Raw genomic sequence first — 20,493 nt, 5'->3', positions numbered from 1 at the left:
GCGAACGACTTTTCAAGGAGAACCTGATGAAAGCCTGGCGTGTGGTGTTGTTGACCTTGTCATTCCTCCTGCTGGGCGGTTGTCTGGTGACGTTTGACGAGCCGCTGCCGGCCAACCAGCCGGCGCCTAAGGCCCTGCTCGGGCAGTGGAGCAGCAAGGATGCCTGGGGCCAGCCGCTGAAGCTGAGCATAAGCCGCGCCGGCGGCAACACCTACAAGGCGGTGGCCCGCGCCCAGGGCAAGGCGCCCGATGAGTACGTGTTCACCGTGGCCCGGCATGGCAACCGCTGGTACCTGTCGGCCGGCGTGCCCAAGCGCCTGGGCGGCAACTTCCTGATCGGCGGGTTCGAGGTGATCGACGGCAAGCAGCTGGTGGTCTACAACCTCGATGTTGAGCAGGTGCAGCAGGCCGTCGCAAAGAAAGAACTGAGCGGGCGCAATACCGAAGTGCCGGAAGATAACGGCGAGGGCGTGCTGATCGACAGTCCGACCGAGCGGGTGCTGGCGTACCTGGACGATCCCGCCAACTCCGATCTGTTCGTCGAGGTGGCGCGCTTCCAGCGTGTTGGCAAATAGTGGCGACAGTGTGTGCCTTTTCGCGGGTAAACCCGCTCCCACAGGCACTGCGCAGCTTTGCCGACGGTGCTGAACCTGTGGGAGCGGTTTTACCCGCGAAAAGGTCTGGCACGTATCTGAACCGTTAAGGAGTCCCGCGTGGACGAGTACCAGCAGACCATACGCACGTTGTCCGACCGCATCGTCGCCACCCAGACCCCGATCCGCGTGCTTGACGCAGTGAAATGGGACGACGGCATCCGCCAGGGCTTCCTCAAGGCCAAGGGCAAGGAGCCTCCGGCGGTGGACCGTGCCTACTACCAGAGCCGCCCGCTGTCGTTCGACTCCAGCGCGGTGAAGGCCGAATTCCAGAGCATCGAGCGCGACATCACCCGGCAGTTGGGCCAGTTCAACCCGGTCGGGCAGATCATGCGGCGGATGTGCAAGGAATACCGCATGGTGGTGCGCATGCTCGAGGCACGCGGCACCGAGGACTTCGGATTGATCTCCCAGGAGCTCTACGGCGCCGCCTCCGATGCTTTCCACGCCGGTGATCCGACCCTGGCCGACCTGGGCCTGATGCTCTCGGACTACCTGAACAACATCGACGGTCGCGGCGACCTGAAGGACGAACCGAAGAACCTCACGGCCAAGGAAGCGGTGGCGATCCTCCAGCGTCGCCTGAACAAGGTGTTCGGCGAAGCCGAGGAGACCATCCGCGTGTTCGAGTCCGACGGCATCGTCGCTGACGCCGCGGCCGGCGCCGACTACATCAAGGTGCGCGCCGACGCGATGTTCAACAGCCGCGACGTGCGCGCCCTGGAAGTGCATGAAGGCCTGGTGCACGTCGGCACCACCCTCAACGGCCTGAACCAGCCGATCTGCACCTTCCTGGCCAAGGGCCCGCCCTCGTCGACGGTGACCCAGGAGGGCCTGGCCATCCTCATGGAGGTGATCGCCTTCGCCTCCTACCCCAGCCGTCTGCGCAAGCTCACCAACCGCACCCGTGCCATCCACATGGTGGAGGAGGGCGCCGACTTCCTGCAGGTCTTCGAGTTTTTCCGTGGCCAGGGCTTCGAGATGGGGCATAGCTACAGCAATGCCAGCCGGGTGTTCCGTGGTTCGGTGCCCAATGGCCTGCCATTCACCAAGGACTTGTCCTACCTCAAGGGCTTCATCATGGTTTACAACTACATTCAGTTGGCCGTGAAGAAGGGCAAGCTCGAGCAGATCCCGTTGCTGTTCTGCGGCAAGACCACCCTGGAAGACATGCGCACGCTGCGCCAGCTGGTCGAGGAAGGGCTGGTCGAACCGCCCAAGTACCTGCCCGAGCAGTTCCGCGACCTCAACGCGCTGTCGGCCTGGATGTGCTTCTCCAACTTCCTCAATCACCTGAGCCTGGACCGTATTGAAGCCGACTACGCGAACATTCTCTGACGCCTGCCGTCACCTCGCCTTCGGCCTCGGGTTGCTGCTGTTGAGCGGCTGCAGCAGCCTGCTGTTCTACCCTGAGCCCGGCCAGCCGTTCACCCCGGAAATGGCCCACCTGCAGTACCAGGACCTGACCCTCAACGCCGCCGACGGCACGCGTCTGCATGGCTGGTGGCTGCCTGTGCCGCAGGGTGTCGAGGTCAAGGGCACGGTGCTGCACCTGCATGGCAATGGCGGCAACCTGGCCTGGCACCTGGGCGGCAGCTACTGGTTGCCGAAAGAGGGCTACCAGGTGCTGATGATCGACTATCGCGGCTATGGGCTGTCCCAGGGCAAGCCGACATTGCCTGACGTGTATGGCGACATCGGCGCGGCGCTGGACTGGCTCGACAAGGCGCCCCAAGCCAAGGGCAGGCCGCTGGTGCTGCTGGGCCAGAGCCTCGGCGGGGCCATGGCCATCCACTACCTGGCCCAGCACCCCGAGCAGCGCCGACGCTTCAGCGCCCTGGTGTTCGATGGCGTGCCGGCCAGCTACCGGGCGGTGGGGCGTTATGCCCTGAGCACTTCGTGGATGACCTGGCCACTGCAAGTGCCGCTGTCGTGGCTGGTGCCGGACGGCGACAGTGCGATCAACTCGATCGCCCGCCTGGACAGCCCGCCGAAGCTGTTCTTCCACAGCATCGACGACAACCTCGTGCCGTTGGACAACGGACTGCGCCTGTACCGCCAGGCGCCGCCGCCCCGGGTGCTGCAGCTTACCCGAGGCGACCATGTGCAGACTTTCGCCGACCCGACCTGGCGCCAGGTGATGCTGCGCTTCCTGGAAGACCCTACCCATTTCAACGGCCTGCGCCGCCTGGCCGAAGTACCCAACTACCCTGACGAGAAGAACAAGCAATGAGTGAAGAACGCAACGCCATCCCGCTGATCCTGACTGGCGTCGGCAGCATCATCGTGACGGTGGGAGCCCTCTGGTACTACGGCTACCTGCATTTCGCCAAGCCCGAGGATGCGCTGTTGCTGCAGGATTTCACCATGCTCAAGACCATTCCGGGGGAAGACTACAAGGTCTCGCTGACGCCAGCGCCACAGGTGGCACAGTGCATCGATGGCGTGCTGGTGCTGTTCGACACCGAGCAGAAGGGCCTGACCGGGGTGCTGGTGGACAACCGCAAACGCGCGGTGCGCTGCATGGGGCAGGAGACGCCGCAGCAGGTGCAGTGAATGATGGGGCTGCTGCAATGCGGCCCGATCAGTTCAATCGCGCGCTGGCGACTGAATAGACATCGCATCTTTCACGTTTGCCGATCGCGATGACAAGCACTACCACGCGCTGATCAATCACCTGGTAGACCAAGCGGTAGCCGGCTGATCTCAATTTGATCTTGTAGCAATCAGCCATGTTATTGAGCCGGTCTTTTTCAACTCTGGGTCGAGCCAGTCGGGCCTTGAGTTTCTTGGCAAGCTGCAGGCGCAATGTGGGTTCGAGCTTGCGGTACTCCTTGTGCGCTCGTGAATCAAACTCAAGGTTGTAGCTTGCTGTCGCGCTCTGCGTCGGCGATGAGCTCATCAATATCCACCCTCACGGTAGGCCCGCCAAGCCGCTGGCGTACCAGCTCGGCCAGTTGGATATCGTCAATCAGATCCATCATCGCCTCGTAGCGCTCTGGTGGTACTGCGTAGAAGGCGGGCTCGTTCCGATTGAGGATCACCACGGTTTCACCGTGCGCTTGGCGAATGGTGCCCATTGGGTCTTTCTTAAGGTCGGTGATGGATGCTGCCAGATCGGCGAGGACAGGGTAGGTCATAGTTGTATCAACCCATTTGTCGAGAAGGATGGATGTCTCAGTGTAGTGCCTTTAAAGGTGTCTTTAAAGGTGCTTTGACGAAAGGTCAAGCATGAAAAAACCCGCCATCAGGCGGGTTCTTTCATTCAGACAGCAGCCCTTATTGGACTTGGCTCACCGCCCGCGGCGCCACTGGCTGGTTGTCGTTGGAGATAGTCACCTCCACCCGACGGTTCTGCGCGCGGCCCGAGTTGCTGCTGTTGTCGGCCACCGGGTACTCCTTGCCGTACCCCTGGGCGACGATGCGCGCAGGATCCACGCCGGCACGTACCAGTGCCATGCGCACGGCACCGGCGCGGCGCTCGGACAGGGTCTGGTTGTAGTTGGCCGAGCCGACACTGTCGGTGTAGCCCTCGACGATCACCTTGCGCTCAGGGTTCTCCTGGAGGAACTGGGCCAGCTTGGTGACGTTGGGGTAGGCGCTGCTCTTGAGCACGGCCTTGTTGAAGTCGAACAGCACGTCACCGAAGGTCACCAGGGTGCCGCGGTCGGTCTGCTTGGCGTTCAGGCTGTCCTGCAGCTTCTTGATCTGCGCGTCGCGGGCGTCCAGCTTGGCCTGGGCGCGCTGGGCGGCGGCGTTCTTGAGCTCGGCCTCGGCGCCGCGCAGGGCGATGGTCTGCTTGGCCACTTCGACACGCTGGTTGGTCAGGTAGGCGAGCTGGTCGACTTTCTTCGAGTCCTCGCGCTCCATGTAGGCCTTGTCGGCCTTGTTCAACCAGTCCTGGGCGTCCTTGGTCTCGAGTGCGGCCACCTTGCTCGATTGCGGGTCGCTCTGCAGGGCGGAGAAGTTGGTGCGGGCCGACTCCAGGTTGGCGTTCGGGTCGTGGGAGCAGGCGGCGAGGCCCACGCTCAGGGCCAGCAGGGCGGGAATCATGACGTAGTTGCGCATAGTGTTCATCCTTTGATCGTTAACGAAGGCTCATGAGGCTGGGCAGGGCTCATTCGGCGCTGCGCAGGCCTTCCTCGCGTACATCGTTGATACCCTGGCGGGCATCCTGCACGGCCTTCTGGGCCTTGGCCGCCTGGGCCTTGCGCTCGGCGACGCGGGCGTCCCACTCAGCTTGTTCGGCCAGCAGCTTGGCCTGGTCGTACTGCTTGTCGTGCATGGCGATCTCGGCCTTCTTGAACTTGTCCTGGGCAGCCTTCATTTCCACTGCGGCGAACTCGGTGCCACCGGCACTGACCGCCGAGTTGACCGCCGATTGGGTCACGGCGTATTGCTCGGTCGGCGGTTTGCCCGCGCAGCCGGCCAGCACCAGGCTGCTGCCCAGGGCCAGCGCGGCCAGCTTGAGCCCGCGCAGGTGAGTGGAGGAAGGTTGTGCGATGCGGGTCTTCATGGTGGTCAACTCCATTGGGTCACTCCTGTTAAACGACGATGCCACGTGGTGGCTATCGCTGTTCCCCTGTGGCCAGCGTCGGGCGCAAAGGCCCGTGTTTACAGGGTTTTGCCGTGATGGCTATTGGCTGTGACCGAGGCGTTTTTTGAATAGTTCAGAAAAATTTGCACGCTAAAGGTATTTTTTTCTGACTAATCAGTCAGCGGGATTTCCATGGAACTTCCGCTGTGGATGACGGTATGCCGGGTCTTGCCCGGCACCCGGAAAGGCTCAGTGCGACTGCTCTTCCCGCACCCGGCCAAGGGCCTGCAGGTGGCGCCGGGAGAGGGCCAGGAAGCGCGGCGTAGGGCCGATGTCCTCGTACAGCGGGTCGCCTTCCTCGTCGGTGGCGATCACCTGCTGGCCCTTGATGTAGGGGAAGCTGGTCTCCAGTTCCTCGAGCGCCGCCGCCACCAGTTCGCCCAGCAGTTCCTCTGGGCTGCGCTTGGGGTACATGTCGATCAGCGCGGCCAGGCGCGCTTCGGCTTCCATTTCCAGGTGCAGGACATGGCCGGTGGGGCTAAGACGGCCGGCGGCGTTCTGTTCCCAGTGCTGGGCAAGTTGGCGAATTTTCATGATGACCTCTGTCAAAGCCTGGTAATGGCATTGCTTCGGATGTCCTGTGTTCACTTTAGTTGCTCTGGCCGCTTCTGGCTTGCCAGGCGCAGGCACGAGTGGGCACTCTTGGGCGCATGCGGTTTCCTGGAGTGGAGAAGGCTGATGAGTGATATCGATCTGCGCTTGCGCGAGGATGTGCACCTTTTGGGAGAACTGCTGGGCGAGACCATCCGCCAGCAGCATGGCGAGGCGTTCCTGCAGAAGATCGAGGACATCCGCCACAGCGCCAAGGCCGACCGGCGCGGGCAGGGCGAGCGACTGAGCTCGACCCTGGGTGACCTGGCCGAGGAGGACCTGCTGCCGGTGGCGCGGGCGTTCAACCAGTTTCTCAACCTGGCCAACATCGCCGAGCAGTACCAGCTGATCCGGCGTCGCGACGCCGACCAGCCCGAGCCCTTCGAGGCGCGGGTGCTGCCGGAACTGCTGGCGCGGCTGAAGACGGCGGGCCACGGCAACGATGAGCTGGCCCGGCAACTGGCCAGGTTGAACATCGAGCTGGTGCTTACCGCCCATCCCACCGAGGTAGCCCGCCGCACCCTGATCCAGAAGTACGACGCCATCGCCGCGCAACTGGCCGCGCAGGACCACCGTGACCTCGTTCCCGGCGAGCGCCAGCAGGTGCGCGAACGCTTGCGCCGCCTGATCGCCGAAGCGTGGCACACCGAGGAGATCCGTCGCACCCGGCCGACCCCGGTGGATGAAGCCAAGTGGGGCTTCGCGGTCATTGAGCACTCGTTGTGGCAGGCGATCCCCAACCACCTGCGCAAGGTCGACGCGGCCTTGTTCGAGGCCACCGGGCTGCGCCTGCCGCTGGAGTCGGCGCCAGTGCGCTTCGCCTCCTGGATGGGCGGTGACCGCGACGGCAACCCCAATGTCACGGCGGCGGTCACCCGCGAAGTCCTGCTGCTGGCGCGCTGGATGGCCGCCGACCTGTTCTTGCGCGATATCGACGGCCTGGCCGCCGAACTGTCCATGCAGCAGGCCAGCGCCGCCCTGAAAGACAAGGTCGGCGACAGCGCCGAGCCTTATCGCGCCCTGCTCAAGCAACTGCGCGACCGCCTGCGCGCCACCCGCGCCTGGGCCCATGCCTCGCTGACGAGCACGCAGCCGGCCAGCGCCGCGGTGCTGGTGGACAACCGCGAGCTGATCGCGCCGCTGGAGCTGGCCTACCAGTCGCTGCATGAATGCGGCATGGGTGTGATCGCCGACGGCCCGTTGCTCGACTGCCTGCGTCGGGCGGTGACCTTCGGCCTGTTCCTGGTGCGCCTGGACGTGCGCCAGGATGCCGCCCGCCACCGCGATGCGCTGTCGGAAATCACCGACTACCTCGGCCTCGGTCGCTATGCCGAGTGGGACGAGGAGCGACGCATCACTTTCCTTCAGGCTGAGCTGAAAAACCGTCGCCCGCTGTTGCCGGCGCACTTCCAGCCCCAGGCCGAGACGGCCGAGGTGCTCGCCACCTGCCGCGAGATCGCCGCCGCGCCGGCGGCGTCGCTGGGGTCGTACGTGATCTCCATGGCCGGCGCGGCCTCCGATGTGCTGGCGGTGCAGTTGCTGCTGAAGGAGGCCGGGCTGACCCGGTCGATGCGCGTGGTGCCGCTGTTCGAGACCCTGGCTGACCTGGACAACGCGGGCCCGGTGATGGAGCGCCTGCTCGGTTTGCCGGGTTACCGCGCCGGTCTGCAAGGGCCGCAGGAGGTGATGATCGGTTATTCCGACTCGGCCAAGGACGCCGGCACCACAGCAGCGGCCTGGGCCCAGTACCGCGCCCAGGAGAACCTGGTGCGCATCTGTCGCGAGCATCAGGTCGAGCTGCTGCTGTTCCATGGCCGGGGCGGCACGGTCGGGCGCGGCGGCGGCCCGGCCCACGCGGCGATCCTGTCGCAGCCACCGGGCTCGGTGGGCGGACGTTTCCGCACCACCGAGCAGGGCGAGATGATCCGCTTCAAGTTCGGCTTGCCGGGCATCGCCGAACAGAACCTCAACCTTTACCTGGCCGCCGTGCTGGAGGCGACCCTGCTGCCGCCGCCACCGCCGGAGCCGGCCTGGCGCGCACTGATGGACCAGTTGGCCGCCGATGGCGTCAAGGCCTACCGCGGCGTGGTGCGCGAGAACCCGGACTTCGTCGAGTACTTCCGCCAGTCCACCCCCGAGCAGGAGCTCGGTCGCCTGCCGCTGGGCAGCCGCCCGGCCAAGCGCCGCGCCGGGGGTATCGAGAGCCTGCGGGCGATCCCGTGGATCTTCGGCTGGACCCAGACAAGGCTGATGCTGCCGGCCTGGCTGGGCTGGGAAACGGCGTTGAACAATGCCCTGGCACGCGGGCAGGGGGCGCTGCTGGCGCAGATGCGCGAACAATGGCCGTTCTTCCGCACCCGTATCGACATGCTGGAAATGGTCCTGGCCAAGGCCGATGCACAAATCGCCGAGGCCTACGACGAACGTCTGGTGCAACCCGAACTGTTGCCGTTGGGTGCGCACCTGCGCGACCTATTGTCGCAGTCGTGCCGGGTGGTACTGGGCCTGACCGGGCAGCCGGTGCTACTGGCGCACAGCCCGGAAACCCTGGAATTCATCCGTCTGCGCAACACCTACCTGGACCCGCTGCACCGCCTGCAGGCCGAGTTGCTGGCACGCTCGCGCAGCCGTGAAGCCGCTCTGGACAGCCCGTTGGAGCAGGCCTTGCTGGTGACCGTGGCGGGGATCGCGGCAGGTTTGCGCAACACCGGCTGAGGTTGTTCGAGGCCGGTCGTGGTCATTAGCCGGGCTGGCCTCGACCCAACCCCCGACGGCCGGTTGCGCCGGGCGCAACCAGTGCCCCGGCCAGCGGCGGGCGGCCCGTTCCTGGCACTTTTGGACGCTTGTCGGGGGGGCGGGCGCTGTGTATCTTGAGCAGCCTTTTGACCGATTTTACGGTCTCGTCCGATTTTCCGGAGTTGGCCTTGTGCGCCGAATCCGTTGATTTGCAAAGAAAAATATGAGGAGCACAAGATGCGCGTAATTCTGCTGGGAGCTCCCGGGGCCGGTAAAGGTACTCAGGCAAAGTTCATCACCGAGAAGTTCGGTATTCCGCAGATCTCCACCGGTGACATGCTGCGTGCCGCCGTCAAGGCCGGCACCCCGCTGGGCCTGGAGCTGAAAAAGGTCATGGATGCCGGCCAGCTGGTCTCCGACGAGCTGATCATCAGCCTGGTCAAGGAGCGCATCGCTCAACCGGACTGCGCCAACGGCTGCCTGTTCGACGGCTTCCCGCGTACCATCCCGCAAGCTGAAGCCATGGTCGCTGCCGGTGTCGACATCGACGCCGTGGTCGAGATCGCCGTGGACGACGAAGAGATCGTCGGCCGCATGGCCGGTCGCCGCGTGCACCTGGCCTCGGGTCGCACCTACCACATCCAGTACAACCCGCCGAAGGTGGAAGGCAAGGATGACGTTACCGGCGAAGACCTGATCCAGCGCGACGACGACAAGGAAGAAACCGTGCGTCACCGCCTGTCGGTCTACCACAGCCAGACCAAGCCGCTGGTGGACTTCTACCAGAAGCTGTCGGCGGCCAACGCCGGCAAGCCGAAGTACAGCCACATCGAAGGTGTCGGCTCGGTCGAGTCGATCACCGCCAAGGTACTGGCAGCCCTGAGCTGATCCGTCGACCTTGTCCGACAACGGCCCGCTTGCGGGCCGTTGTCGTTTATACTGCCGCTCTTTTTCCCCTGTTGCCTGGATACCTCGTTCGATGACCACCTTGCTGGCCCTGGATACCGCCACCGAAGCCTGTTCCGTCGCCCTGCTGCACGACGGCAAGGTGACCAGCCACTACGAGGTGGCCCCACGCCTGCACGCGCAGAAACTGCTACCGATGATCAAGCAGCTGCTGGCCGATTCGGGTGTGGCGCTGAGCGCGCTGGACGCCATCGCCTTCGGTCGCGGCCCGGGCGCCTTCACCGGCGTGCGTATCGCCATCGGCGTGGTCCAGGGGCTGGCTTTTGCCCTCGAGCGTCCGGTGCTGCCGGTGTCCAACCTGGCGGCCCTGGCCCAGGGCGCGCTGCGCGAGCGAGGCGTGCAGCAGGTGGCCGCGGCCATCGATGCGCGCATGGACGAGGTGTACTGGGGTTGCTACCGCGCCGAGCAGGGGGAGATGCGCCTGATCGGTCAGGAAATGGTCCTGCCACCCGAGCGGGTAGCGCTGCCGCAAGACTTGGATGGCGAGTGGTTCGGCGCCGGTACCGGCTGGGGCTACGCCGAGCGCCTGGCGGTGCAGGTCGCGGCGAGCGACGCCGTTGCCTTGCCCAGCGCCCTGGACATCCTTGCCTTGGCCGGCTTCGCCTGGGCCCGGGGCGAGACGGTCGCCGCCGAGCAGGCGCAACCGGTCTATCTGCGCGATAATGTGGCTACGCCCAAGGCGCGTTGAATGCAGTTCGTCGGCTATCGCCGTTCACGATAAAACCTTTTGCGTGTTCTGTGGTCCAGTTATCAGTTCGGGCATTAGCGAAGGATTCCTGATGCTGCTAAATTGCCATCATTGGTCCTGAGTGCTCCTGTCATGCGTATCGACGGCTTCTCCTCACAGAGCTACCCCATCAAGCGTACGCCTCGCAAGGCGCCAGCGCGTGACGAAGCCATCGACGAAGCCGATGCCGAGATCATCGAGGACATCGACGCACAGGTCAGCCGTGCCAGCCGTCGCGGCGAGAACCTGCCGGCCCGCCAGCAGGACCTGATCTACCCCCGCGCCCGCGACCGGCGTACCTCCACGGCCCTGGCCAGCTACCTGACCACTGCCGGCTTCACCGACTGGGAGATGGAAGTACTGGGGCTGGACCTGTACATTTGATGGATGACGCCATCACCCCTCCCTTATTTCCTCGGTTGCCCGTCCTGGGCTGAAAACGCCTGGCGCGAGTACCTGTACCCCGCCGACGCTCGCACCAGCGAATTCCTCGGGCTGTACAGCCAGGTATTCAACGCCGTCGAAGGCAACACCACCTTCTATGCCCGTCCCGCGCCAGCGACGGTCGAGCGTTGGGCGCAGATCATGCCGATGGGGTTTCGCTTCACCGCCAAGTTTCCCGGGGATGTCAGCCACGCGGGCGACCTGCGCGAACAGCTCGACTCGGCGCTGGACTTCACCCGACTGATGGCCCCCTTGGGCGAGCGCGTGTCGCCTTACTGGCTGCAATTGCCGGCGATGTTCGGCCCGGCGCGCCTGGGCGAGCTTGCGTACTTCCTCGATGAGATCGGCGTGCCGGTGGCGGTGGAGGTGCGCAACGACGCATTCTTCGCCCGTGGCGAGGAGGAGCGCCAGCTCAACCGGCTGTTGCATGAGCGTAGTGTCGAACGCATCTGCCTGGATCCGCGTGCGCTGTTCAGCTGCGCTTCGCGCGAGCCCGCCGTGCTTCATGCCCAGGCCAAGAAGCCCAAGGTACCGCCGCGCCCGGCAGCCTTTACCCAACACCCGCAGGTGCGCTTCATCGGCCATCCCGAGCTCGAGGCCAATGAGCGCTTTCTCACGCCCTGGGTGGACAAGGTCGCCGCCTGGATTGAAGAGGGGCGCCGCCCCTACTTATTCCTGCACACCTCGGACAACCGCCTGGCTGCGGCACTGGCGCAGCGTTTTCACCAGCGCCTGATGACCCTGTTGCCAGGCTTGGCGGCGCTGCCTGAATTGCCGCGCGCCCCTGAGGTCGAACAACTGGGATTACTGTGATCTGACTGTCGGAGGTTGAACCATGGATGTGCAAACCCTGCGAGCCGAAGCCTTCAAGGCACTGCATGAGCGTGATGGCGCGTTCGTCATTCCCAACCCGTGGGATGGCGGCTCCGCACGGTTGCTGGCCAGCCTGGGTTTCGAAGCGCTGGCCACCACCAGTGCCGGGTTGGCGTTCAGCCTCGGACGGCCGGATGCCGAAGGCGCGCTGACGCTCGAGGAGACCCTCGCCAATGCCCGCGCCATCGTCGATGCCACGCCGTTGCCGGTGGCGGCGGACCTGGAAAACGGCTTCGGCGATCTGCCGGAAGACTGCGCGCAGACTATCCTGCGCGCTGCCGAGGCGGGGCTGGTGGGTGGTTCGATCGAGGATGCCAGCGGTCGCAACGATGCGCCGATCTACGATTTCGAACACTCCGTGGCACGGGTGCGTGCCGCCGTTACGGCAGCCCGCAGCCTGGCCTTCCCCTTCACCCTCTGTGCCCGCGCCGAGAACCTGCTGCACGGGCGCCTCGACCTGGACGACACCATCCGCCGGTTGCAGGCTTATGCCGAAGCCGGAGCGGACGTGTTGTACGCGCCGGGTCTGCGCAGTGTCGATGAGATCCGCGCGGTGGTGCAGGCCGTGGCCCCCAGGCCTGTGAATGTGTTGATGGGCATGGCAGGCGTGCCCTTGAGTGTGAACCAGTTGCAGGACCTGGGGGTGAAGCGCATCAGTGTCGGCTCCTCGCTGGCGCGGGCGGCGTTGGGCGCTTTCCAGCGGGCTGCGCTGGAGATCCGCGGGCAGGGCACCTTCGGCTATGGCGAGCAGGCCCTGCCTTTCGCCCAGCTCAACGATCTGTTCCGTCGCTGAGGTCGCATGCGCAGAATGTTCACCCTGCTGGGCGGCCTGTTGCTGGTTGTGCTGCTCGCCTGGTTGTCGGGCTGGCGTCTACCGGATGCCTGGAATCCCTGGGCTGCCCTGGATGTGCGGCATCCTCCGAATCTGCTGACGCCCTACAAGCTGTCGCGCCTGCGCGACGATCCCGAGCTATGCCGCCAGGCGTTGCAGACCACCCCGCTGCGGTATCGACCGCAGAGTGACAGCCCGCCGCAGGCCGCTTGCCCGTTGCGCAACGTCTGGCGGGTTGAAGGTGGGCAGGCGCGCTTGAGCAGCAGTTTCCTCGCCAGTTGTCCGCTGGCGGTGGCCTATGCGCTGTTCGAAGCGCATGGATTGCAGCCGGCGGCGCAGCGGGTGTTCGGTCAGCCGGTGGTCCAGGTCGATCATCTGGGCAGTTTCGCCTGCCGCAATGTCTACCACCGCAAGCAAGGCCGGCTCAGCCAGCATGCCACGGCCAATGCGCTGGATATCAGCGGTTTTCGCCTGAAGGATGGCCAGCGCATCGTACTGGCGCAGGACTGGCGGGGAGAGGGCCCCAAGGCTGACTTCCTGCGGCAAGTTCAGGCGGCGGCCTGCGAGAGCTTCAGCACGGCTTTGGGGCCGAACTACAACGCCGCGCACCACAACCACTTTCACCTGGACATGGGTTTCTGGCAGATCTGCCGTTGAACTCAGGCGTGTACGCGCACGTTGTTCAGCACCACCGGGCGCGCCCAGTGGATATCGAACTCCAGGTCGTTCTGCTGCTTGGCCAGCGTCTGTTCGTCGAAGGGTTCGGGCGCAGGGTCGAGCAGGTTGGTCTCGAACTCGGCGATCGGCAGGAACAGCGGCCGTGGCGATGGGCCGGGGCCGGGCTCGGCGGTGGGGTGGCCCTGGCTCATGACCACAGGGCGCAGCCAGCTGTTGCTGATATCGAGCTGGCGCTGTTGCTCGATCAGTTCGACGGTGTCGAAGGGCTCGGGGGCGGGCGGCAGCAGCTTGGCTTCCAGTTCTGCCTTGGGCAGGAACAGCGGCTCAGGCGGAGCCACTTCGGTGTCGTGAACAGGCAGGGTGCGCTGGGCATCGATCAGGGCCAGGGCGCGGGCGCCGCCGACCGGTTCGCCGCTGTCCTGGTCGCACTGCATCAGCGCCTGGCTGAAGGTGTCGACTTCGCCTTGCGATTGCTCTGCCATGGCCTGGGCGAAGAAATCCTGCCACAGGTGGCTGACGCCACCCAGTGCCTGGGTATTCTGTCGACCGTAGTTGCCGACGGGCGACAAGTAGGTCAAGCCGATGGGAAGAGTGTCTGACATGGCAGTCGCGGACGTTGAGCTCTGGCAGAATAGCGGGATATTGCCTGTATCGGCTCTGGCCGGGGTTTCATTAATTTATTTCGAGTGCGGGAACGGATGGTAGATCAGCAGCAGGGCGCAGGTATCAGGGTCGAGGCACTGGCCCCGCAGTTCCAGGCACAGGCCGAGGCATGGGCCGAGCGGCTGGGCTTGCCGTTGGTCGATGAAACCGCGGAGTTCGCCGTGCAGCTGGGGGGCGAAGGGCTGCAGATCCAGCAGCTCGGGCCGCAGGCGCCGGGGCCGGTGCGGGTGGATTTCGTCGAGGGGCAGGCGGCGCACCGGCGGTTGTATGGGGGTGGCAACGGGCAGATGATCGCCAAGGCCGTGGGCATCGCCCAGGGCGTGCGGCCGCAGGTGCTCGACGCTACTGCGGGGCTGGGCAAGGATGCGTTCGTGCTGGCCAGCCTGGGGTGCCAGATGACCCTGATCGAGCGCCAGCCGTTGATCGCCGCGTTGCTGGAGGATGGTCTGGCGCGGGCGCGTGGAGATGAGGAGATCGGACCGATCGTTGCGCGCATGCGGTTGCTGACGGGCAATGCCATCGAGCGGATGCGGGCTTGGGAGGGGGAGGCGCCGCAGGTGATCTACCTGGATCCGATGTTTCCGCATCGGGACAAGAGTGCGTTGGTGAAGAAGGAAATGCGGGTGTTTCGGCCTTTGGTCGGCGATGACCTGGATGCGCCTGCTTTGCTCGAGGCGGCTTTGGCGTTGGCCACGCACCGGGTGGTGGTTAAGCGGCCGCGCAAGGCGCCTATTATCGAGGGGGCCAAGCCGAGTCATAGTCTGGAGGGGAAGTCTAGTCGGTATGATATATATCCCAAGAAGGCTTTGAAGGCTTGACTGTTGGTTGGGGTGTTTGTTTTTGAAGTTGTAGGCGCATTCATTTGCGATGTCGACGCTTATTCACCTTTCCGCCCTTACGGCGGGTAACTTTTTGAAGGATCAAAAAGTCACCAAAAAATCCTCGCTCCATTCATCCGGCCCTGCGCTTCGCTCCGGGTTCCCTCACTCCGGTCTTGCTCCCGGGAGGACCGCGCTGTAGGGCCCATCCTGGGCCCCAGCGCTTGACGGGCATCCATGCCCGTCACCTCCCTCCGCAAGACCTCCGTTCGGCCTCCTGAAGTCGCGAAGTTACGGGCGGCGCCTGGACTGGCGCAGCTGTCGCTAGTTGAAATTTAATTGATCTCCCGATCGCATCGCGGGGCAAGCCCGCTCCCACGCAATAGTCGCCGCGATATATAAACCTGTAGGAGCGGGCTTGCCCCGCGAAAGGGCAGGAACAGCCAATACATAATTAACTGTCAAACAACCAACTTCGAATTTCTTGCTCTTGCTCTTGCTCTTGCTCTTGCTTCTAAGCGCGCAATAGTCCAGGCGCCACCAATTGCGACTTCAGGAGGCCGAGCGGAGTTCTTGCGGAGGGAGGTGACGGCCATGGATGGCCGTCAAGCGCTGCGCCCCAGGATGGGGCGTTCAGCGCGGTCCTCCCGGGAGCAAGAACGGAGCGAGGGGACCCCGGAGCGCAGCGCAGGGGCCGGATGAACGGAGCGGAACGGTTTTGCCTACTTTTCCCTAGAGAAAAGTAGGTCGCCGTAAAGGCGAAAAGGTGACTAAATGTCGACATCGCCTACGAATGAGCATGCAAAAATCAAAACAACCACCCCCGAACCCGATCCCGATCTACCCCCGAAAAGCCCGAACAAAAACCCCAACAGCCTCCCGTACATGCGCCTCAGCCTCATCCCCACTCAGCGCCTGCGCACACCCCAGCAACAACCGATAATCCGGCGCCCCCTTCACCAGGCAGAAGAAATGCTCCGCCGCCCGCAACGGGTTGTCGATCCGCAGCAACCCCCGCTGGTCGACACAGTGCAGCAGCGCCGCCATCCCGGCCATCACCCGCTTCGGCCCCGCCTCGTAGAAGTACTGCCCAAACCCCGGATCCTGGCTCCCGAGGGCAAAGATCAGGCGACTCAGCTTGACCGCCTCGTCACTGCTGATCAGCGCCTGGAACCCACGGGCAATGTTCAGCAGCACATCCTCCACCGCCACCCCTTCCGGATACTCGAACATCAAGTCAGGCAATTGGTTCTGGCAGGTGGACATGACCGCCGCGCCAAACAGCGTCTGCTTGTCGGTGAAATGGCTGTAGACGGTGAGCTTTGAAACACCTGCCGCCGCCGCGACCGCATCCATGCTGGTGTTGGCATAGCCAAGGCTGAGGAACAGGTGCTTGGCGGCTTCGAGGATGGCCTCGCGCTTGGCCAGGTCCTTGGGCCGGCCTGGGCCGATGGGTGCGTCGTTGGACATGAGGGACCGCATTCAGTGTGAAAGGGGCACATCTTACCGGGTCGTGAAGCCGTCGGCTGCAGCATACGTCGCAACGCAAATATGAGTTTTCTCTGAAACGCCCGCTTCCCCGGCAAGGTTCGCTGACTTAATATACTCGCCAGTATAAATATTCGATGCACCCTCTGCCAAAGGTCATTCATCATGTTGCGTCGTGCGTTGTCCCTCGCCCTGCCGGCAGCCGCCGTGCTCCTGCTTTCCGCCTGCGGCCAGGAGGCCGCGCCACCTGCCGCGCCGCGGCCGGCGCTGGTGGTCCAGCCGCAACCCGCGCAGGCCTCGGCCGACAGCTATCCGGGCGAGGTGCGCGCGCGCTTCGAGCCCGAACTTGCGTTTCGCATCGGTGGCAAGGTCAGCAAGCGCCTGGTGGAAGAGGGGCAGCGGGTCAAGGCCGAGCAGCCGCTGGCCGAGCTCGACCCCCAGGATGTACGCCTGCAACTGGAGGCCAACCGCGCCCAGCTGGCGGCGGCCGAGGCCAACCTGGCGCTGGTGCGCGCCGAGCGCGACCGCTACCAGAAACTGCTGGACCGGCAGATGGTCAGCCGCTCCCAGTTCGATAACGCCGAGAACCTCTACCGCGCCGGCCAGGCGCGCCTGAAACAGGCCAAGGCCGAGTTCGAGGTGGCCGGCAACCAGGCCGAGTACGCGGTGCTGCGCGCGCCCCAGGCCGGGGTGATCGCCAAGCGCCAGGTCGAGGTGGGCCAGGTGGTAGCCGCCGGGCAGACCGTGTTCACCCTCGCCGCCGACGGTGAGCGCGAAGTGGTCATCGGCCTGCCGGAGCAGCAGTTCGCCCGCTTCGCCGTCGGCCAGACGGTGAGCGTGGAGCTGTGGTCGCACCCGAACCGACGCTTCGAGGGCCGCATTCGCGAGCTTTCCCCGGCGGCGGACCCGCGTTCGCGGACCTTTGCCGCACGCATCGCCTTCACCTCCAACGACACGCCGGCCGAGCTCGGCCAGAGCGCCCGGGTGTTCATCGACCATGCCGAACGCTCGCCGCTGGCGGTGCCGCTCTCGGCGGTGACCGCCGAGGCTGGCCAGGCCTATGTCTGGAAGGTCGGCAAGGACAACCGCCTGGAGCGCGCGCAGGTGCGCCTTGGCGCCTATGGCGCCGACAGTGTGCCGGTGCTCGAAGGGCTGCAGGCCGGCGATTGGGTGGTCGCCGCGGGCGGCCATGTGCTGCGCGAGGGACAACAGGTGCGGCCTGTGGACCGCAGCAACCGTGAAGTGAACCTGGCGGCCAAGGAGTAAGTCCCGATGGGTTTCAACCTTTCCGCCTGGGCGCTGCGCAATCGCCAGATCGTGTTGTTCCTGATGATCCTGCTGGCGGCGATCGGCGCCATGTCCTACACCAAGCTGGGGCAGAGCGAGGATCCACCCTTTACCTTCAAGGCCATGGTCATCCGCACCCTGTGGCCCGGGGCGACCGCCGAGGAAGTGTCGCGCCAGGTCACCGAGCGCATCGAAAAGAAGCTGATGGAGACCGGCGAGTACGAGCGGATCGTCTCGTTCTCGCGGCCCGGTGAGTCCCAGGTCACCTTCATGGCCCGCGACGCGATGCATTCCAAGGACATCCCCGAGCTGTGGTACCAGATCCGCAAGAAGGTCGCGGACATCAAGCACACCCTGCCGCCCGAGGCGCAGGGGCCGTTCTTCAACGACGAGTTCGGCACCACCTTCGGCAACATCTATGCCCTGACCGGCGCCGGCTTCGACTATGCGGTGCTCAAGGACTACGCCGACCGTATCCAGATCCAGCTGCAACGGGTCAAGGACGTGGGCAAGGTCGAGCTGATCGGCCTGCAGGACGAGAAGGTCTGGATCGAGCTGTCCAACGTCAAACTGGCCACCCTGGGCATACCGCTGGCCGCCGTGCAGCAGGCGCTGCGCGAGCAGAACGCGTTGAGTACCGCAGGCTTCTTCGAGACGCCCAGCGAGCGCCTGCAACTGCGGGTCAGCGGGCGCTTCGACAGCGTCGAGCAGATTCGCCAGTTCCCCATCCGCGTAGGTGACCGCACCTTCCGTATCGGCGACGTCGCCGAGGTGCAGCGCGGTTTCAATGACCCGCCCGCGCCGCGCATGCGCTTCATGGGCGAGGATGCCATCGGCCTGGCGGTGTCGATGAAGGACGGCGGTGACATCCTGGTGCTTGGCAAGGCCTTGGAAGGCGAATTCGCCCGCCTGGCGCAAAACCTGCCGGCGGGCATGGAGCTGCGCAAGGTGTCCGACCAGCCGGCGGCGGTAAAGGCCGGGGTCGGCGAGTTCGTGCAGGTGCTGATCGAGGCCCTGGCGATCGTCCTCTTGGTGAGCTTCTTCTCCCTGGGCCTGCGCACCGGACTGGTGGTGGCGCTGGCGATCCCGCTGGTGCTGGCCATGACCTTTGCCGCCATGTACTACTTCGGCATCGGCCTGCACAAGATTTCCCTGGGGGCGCTGGTGCTGGCCCTGGGCCTGCTGGTGGACGACGCGATCATCGCGGTGGAGATGATGGCGATCAAGATGGAGCAGGGCTACGACCGGCTCAAGGCAGCGAGCTACGCCTGGACCAGCACGGCATTCCCGATGCTCACAGGTACCCTGATCACCGCCGCCGGTTTCCTGCCGATCGCCACGGCGGCTTCCGGCACGGGGGAGTACACCCGTTCGATCTTCCAGGTGGTGACCATCGCCCTGCTGACCTCATGGGTCGCCGCGGTGGTGTTCGTGCCCTACCTGGGTGAGCGCCTGCTGCCGGACCTGGCCAAGCTTCACGCGGCCCGCCATGGCGCCAACGGGCATGCCCCCGATCCGTACGCCACGCCGTTCTACCAGCGCGTCAGGCGGGTGGTGGAGTGGTGCGTGCGGCGTCGCAAGACGGTGATCGTCCTGACCATCGCCGCGTTCGTCGGCAGCATCCTGCTGTTCCGCTTCGTGCCCCAGCAGTTCTTCCCGGCCTCCGGCCGGCCGGAGCTGATGGTCGACCTGAAACTGGCCGAAGGTGCCTCGCTGAACAACACCTCCGAACGGGTCAAGCAGCTGGAGGCGCTGCTCAAGCAGCAGGATGGCATCGCCAACTACGTCGCCTACGTCGGCACCGGCTCGCCGCGCTTCTACCTGCCGCTGGACCAGCAACTGCCGGCGGCGAGCTTTGCCCAGTTCGTGGTGCTGGCCAAGTCGCTGGAGGACCGTGAGCGTCTGCGCAGCTGGCTGATCGGCACCCTCGACCAGCAGTTCCCCGACTTGCGCTCGCGGGTCACGCGCCTGGAGAACGGCCCACCCGTGGGCTATCCGGTGCAGTTCCGCGTCACCGGCGAGCACATCGAGAAGGTCCGCGCCCTGGCCCGCGAGGTGGCGGCCAAGGTGCGCGAGAACCCGCATGTGGTCAACGTGCACCTGGACTGGGAGGAGCCGAGCAAGGCGGTGTACCTGGACATCGACCAGGACCGCGCCCGGGCCCTGGGGGTGAGCACTGCGCACTTGTCGAGCTTCCTGCAGAGCTCGCTGACCGGCAGCAACGTCAGCCAGTACCGTGAGGACAACGAGCTGATCGAGATCCTCCTGCGCGGCACCCCGGAGGAGCGCCGCGAGCTGGGCAGCCTGGGCAGCCTGGCAGTACCTACCGACAACGGCCAGAGCGTGGCCCTGTCGCAGGTGGCGACCCTGGAATACGGCTTCGAGGAAGGCATCATCTGGCACCGCAACCGCCTGCCCACCGTCACCGTGCGTGCCGACATCTACGACAAGGAACAGCCGGCGACCCTGGTCAAGCAGATCCAGCCGACCCTGGCCCAGATCAAGAATGAGCTGCCCGATGGCTACCTGCTTGAAGTGGGCGGCACGGTGGAAGACTCCGAGCGTGGCCAGCGCTCGGTGAACGCCGGCATGCCCCTGTTCATCGTGGTGGTGCTGAGTCTGCTGATGATCCAGCTGCGCAGTTTCTCGCGGATGTTCATGGTGTTCCTCACCGCGCCCCTCGGGTTGATCGGCGTGACCCTGTTCCTGCTGGTGTTCCGCCAGCCGTTTGGTTTCGTCGCCATGCTCGGGACCATCGCCCTGGCGGGGATGATCATGCGCAACTCGGTGATCCTGGTGGACCAGATCGAACAGGATATCGCTGCGGGGATGGCGCGTTGGCAGGCGATCATCGAGGCCACGGTGCGGCGCTTCCGGCCGATCGTGCTGACCGCATTGGCGGCGGTGCTGGCGATGATTCCGCTGTCGAGGAGCGTGTTCTACGGGCCGATGGCGGTGGCGATCATGGGCGGCTTGATCGTCGCCACGGTGTTGACCCTGCTGTTCCTGCCGGCGTTGTATGCGGCGTGGTTCAGGGTCAGGAAGGACTGAAAACCGCAGGGGAGGGCTGTGCCCTCCGTTCGCGGCACAAGGCCGCTCCTACAGGGATACGCAATCCACTGTAGGAGCGGCCTCGCCGA

The 20,493-nt window shown here is 65.0% G+C and carries 21 protein-coding genes; 14 read left to right on the top strand and 7 right to left on the bottom strand.

The window, feature by feature from the left end; all coding sequences use genetic code 11:
- The first annotated feature begins 26 nt into the window (after positions 1-26).
- From PRtIB026_RS23905 to PRtIB026_RS23890, 4 genes are all read left to right on the top strand, one after another.
- Positions 27-575: a hypothetical protein gene (locus PRtIB026_RS23905; RefSeq protein WP_203651057.1), complete on the top strand. Its 549-nt coding sequence runs from the start codon at positions 27-29 to the stop codon at positions 573-575.
- A 138-nt stretch (positions 576-713) separates the two neighbouring features.
- The gene (locus tag PRtIB026_RS23900; RefSeq protein WP_203651058.1) at positions 714-1,991 is read left to right on the top strand and encodes a flavohemoglobin expression-modulating QEGLA motif protein; all 1,278 of its coding nucleotides are present in this window, start codon (positions 714-716) and stop codon (positions 1,989-1,991) included.
- Positions 1,963-2,886 (top strand): alpha/beta hydrolase, encoded by a 924-nt coding sequence (locus tag PRtIB026_RS23895; protein WP_203651059.1) that lies wholly within the window; start codon positions 1,963-1,965, stop codon positions 2,884-2,886. Before PRtIB026_RS23900 ends, PRtIB026_RS23895 begins: the two co-directional genes overlap by 29 nt.
- A complete protein-coding gene (locus PRtIB026_RS23890) occupies positions 2,883-3,209 on the top strand; it encodes a hypothetical protein (RefSeq protein WP_028691570.1) in 327 nt (108 codons plus the stop codon). Before PRtIB026_RS23895 ends, PRtIB026_RS23890 begins: the two co-directional genes overlap by 4 nt.
- Before the next feature lie 28 nt (positions 3,210-3,237).
- Here the strand turns inward: PRtIB026_RS23890 and PRtIB026_RS23885 are convergent, their stop codons facing one another.
- From PRtIB026_RS23885 to PRtIB026_RS23865, 5 genes are all read right to left on the bottom strand, one after another.
- Entirely contained in the window at positions 3,238-3,555 is a 318-nt protein-coding gene (locus tag PRtIB026_RS23885; protein WP_186716345.1) for a type II toxin-antitoxin system RelE family toxin, read from the bottom strand.
- Positions 3,509-3,793 carry a type II toxin-antitoxin system Phd/YefM family antitoxin gene (locus PRtIB026_RS23880; protein WP_186716353.1) on the bottom strand — a complete coding sequence of 95 codons (285 nt, stop codon included), beginning with the start codon at positions 3,791-3,793 and terminating at the stop codon, positions 3,509-3,511. The genes PRtIB026_RS23885 and PRtIB026_RS23880 overlap by 47 nt, the downstream gene beginning before the upstream one ends.
- A gap of 139 nt (positions 3,794-3,932) precedes the next feature.
- On the bottom strand, positions 3,933-4,721 hold the full coding sequence (locus PRtIB026_RS23875; RefSeq protein ID WP_203651060.1) for an OmpA family protein: 789 nt from the start codon (positions 4,719-4,721) through the stop codon (positions 3,933-3,935).
- Between the two features lie 49 nt (positions 4,722-4,770).
- A complete protein-coding gene (locus tag PRtIB026_RS23870; protein ID WP_028691568.1) occupies positions 4,771-5,184 on the bottom strand; it encodes a DUF4398 domain-containing protein in 414 nt (137 codons plus the stop codon).
- Between the two features lie 255 nt (positions 5,185-5,439).
- Positions 5,440-5,784, bottom strand: coding sequence for a pilin assembly protein (locus PRtIB026_RS23865; protein WP_203651061.1), 345 nt, complete (start codon positions 5,782-5,784; stop codon positions 5,440-5,442).
- Positions 5,785-5,928: 144 nt separating this feature from the next.
- Between PRtIB026_RS23865 and ppc the strand changes: the two genes are divergently transcribed.
- The 7 genes from ppc (at position 5,929) to PRtIB026_RS23830 (ending at position 13,076) form a co-directional block, all read left to right on the top strand.
- Complete coding sequence (ppc, locus tag PRtIB026_RS23860; protein WP_203651064.1) at positions 5,929-8,556, top strand: phosphoenolpyruvate carboxylase; 2,628 nt, start codon at positions 5,929-5,931, stop codon at positions 8,554-8,556.
- A gap of 258 nt (positions 8,557-8,814) precedes the next feature.
- Positions 8,815-9,465, top strand: coding sequence for an adenylate kinase (adk, locus tag PRtIB026_RS23855; protein ID WP_028691565.1), 651 nt, complete (start codon positions 8,815-8,817; stop codon positions 9,463-9,465).
- Between the two features lie 91 nt (positions 9,466-9,556).
- Positions 9,557-10,231, top strand: coding sequence for a tRNA (adenosine(37)-N6)-threonylcarbamoyltransferase complex dimerization subunit type 1 TsaB (gene tsaB, locus PRtIB026_RS23850; protein ID WP_203651066.1), 675 nt, complete (start codon positions 9,557-9,559; stop codon positions 10,229-10,231).
- A gap of 132 nt (positions 10,232-10,363) precedes the next feature.
- Positions 10,364-10,654 (top strand): hypothetical protein, encoded by a 291-nt coding sequence (locus PRtIB026_RS23845; RefSeq protein ID WP_203651067.1) that lies wholly within the window; start codon positions 10,364-10,366, stop codon positions 10,652-10,654.
- Between the two features lie 3 nt (positions 10,655-10,657).
- Positions 10,658-11,527, top strand: a complete 870-nt coding sequence (locus PRtIB026_RS23840; protein ID WP_203651068.1) for a DUF72 domain-containing protein — start codon at positions 10,658-10,660, stop codon at positions 11,525-11,527.
- A gap of 22 nt (positions 11,528-11,549) precedes the next feature.
- Positions 11,550-12,380, top strand: coding sequence for an isocitrate lyase/PEP mutase family protein (locus tag PRtIB026_RS23835; protein WP_203651070.1), 831 nt, complete (start codon positions 11,550-11,552; stop codon positions 12,378-12,380).
- 15 nt (positions 12,381-12,395) lie between these two features.
- Complete coding sequence (locus PRtIB026_RS23830; RefSeq protein WP_420713672.1) at positions 12,396-13,076, top strand: extensin family protein; 681 nt, start codon at positions 12,396-12,398, stop codon at positions 13,074-13,076.
- Positions 13,077-13,078: 2 nt separating this feature from the next.
- Here the strand turns inward: PRtIB026_RS23830 and PRtIB026_RS23825 are convergent, their stop codons facing one another.
- A complete protein-coding gene (locus PRtIB026_RS23825) occupies positions 13,079-13,699 on the bottom strand; it encodes an energy transducer TonB (RefSeq protein WP_203651072.1) in 621 nt (206 codons plus the stop codon).
- 96 nt (positions 13,700-13,795) lie between these two features.
- Here PRtIB026_RS23825 and PRtIB026_RS23820 point away from each other — a divergent pair, with 96 nt between their 5' ends.
- Complete coding sequence (locus PRtIB026_RS23820) at positions 13,796-14,578, top strand: class I SAM-dependent methyltransferase (protein ID WP_203651073.1); 783 nt, start codon at positions 13,796-13,798, stop codon at positions 14,576-14,578.
- Between the two features lie 840 nt (positions 14,579-15,418).
- On the opposite strand, the gene PRtIB026_RS23815 is transcribed toward PRtIB026_RS23820, so the two are convergent.
- Entirely contained in the window at positions 15,419-16,060 is a 642-nt protein-coding gene (locus PRtIB026_RS23815) for a TetR/AcrR family transcriptional regulator (RefSeq protein ID WP_084942489.1), read from the bottom strand.
- A 171-nt stretch (positions 16,061-16,231) separates the two neighbouring features.
- Between PRtIB026_RS23815 and PRtIB026_RS23810 the strand changes: the two genes are divergently transcribed.
- Entirely contained in the window at positions 16,232-17,332 is a 1,101-nt protein-coding gene (locus PRtIB026_RS23810) for an efflux RND transporter periplasmic adaptor subunit (protein WP_203651074.1), read from the top strand.
- A gap of 6 nt (positions 17,333-17,338) precedes the next feature.
- Positions 17,339-20,404 (top strand): efflux RND transporter permease subunit, encoded by a 3,066-nt coding sequence (locus tag PRtIB026_RS23805; RefSeq protein ID WP_203651075.1) that lies wholly within the window; start codon positions 17,339-17,341, stop codon positions 20,402-20,404.
- The last annotated feature ends 89 nt before the right edge of the window (positions 20,405-20,493 follow it).

The organism is Pseudomonas sp. RtIB026 (genome assembly GCF_016861355.2).
In the GTDB taxonomy this organism is placed as follows: Bacteria; Pseudomonadota; Gammaproteobacteria; order Pseudomonadales; family Pseudomonadaceae; genus Aquipseudomonas; species Aquipseudomonas peradeniyensis.
The sequence above is the reverse complement of the archived record's forward strand: the minus strand, read 5'-3'. Positions and strand labels throughout refer to the sequence as shown.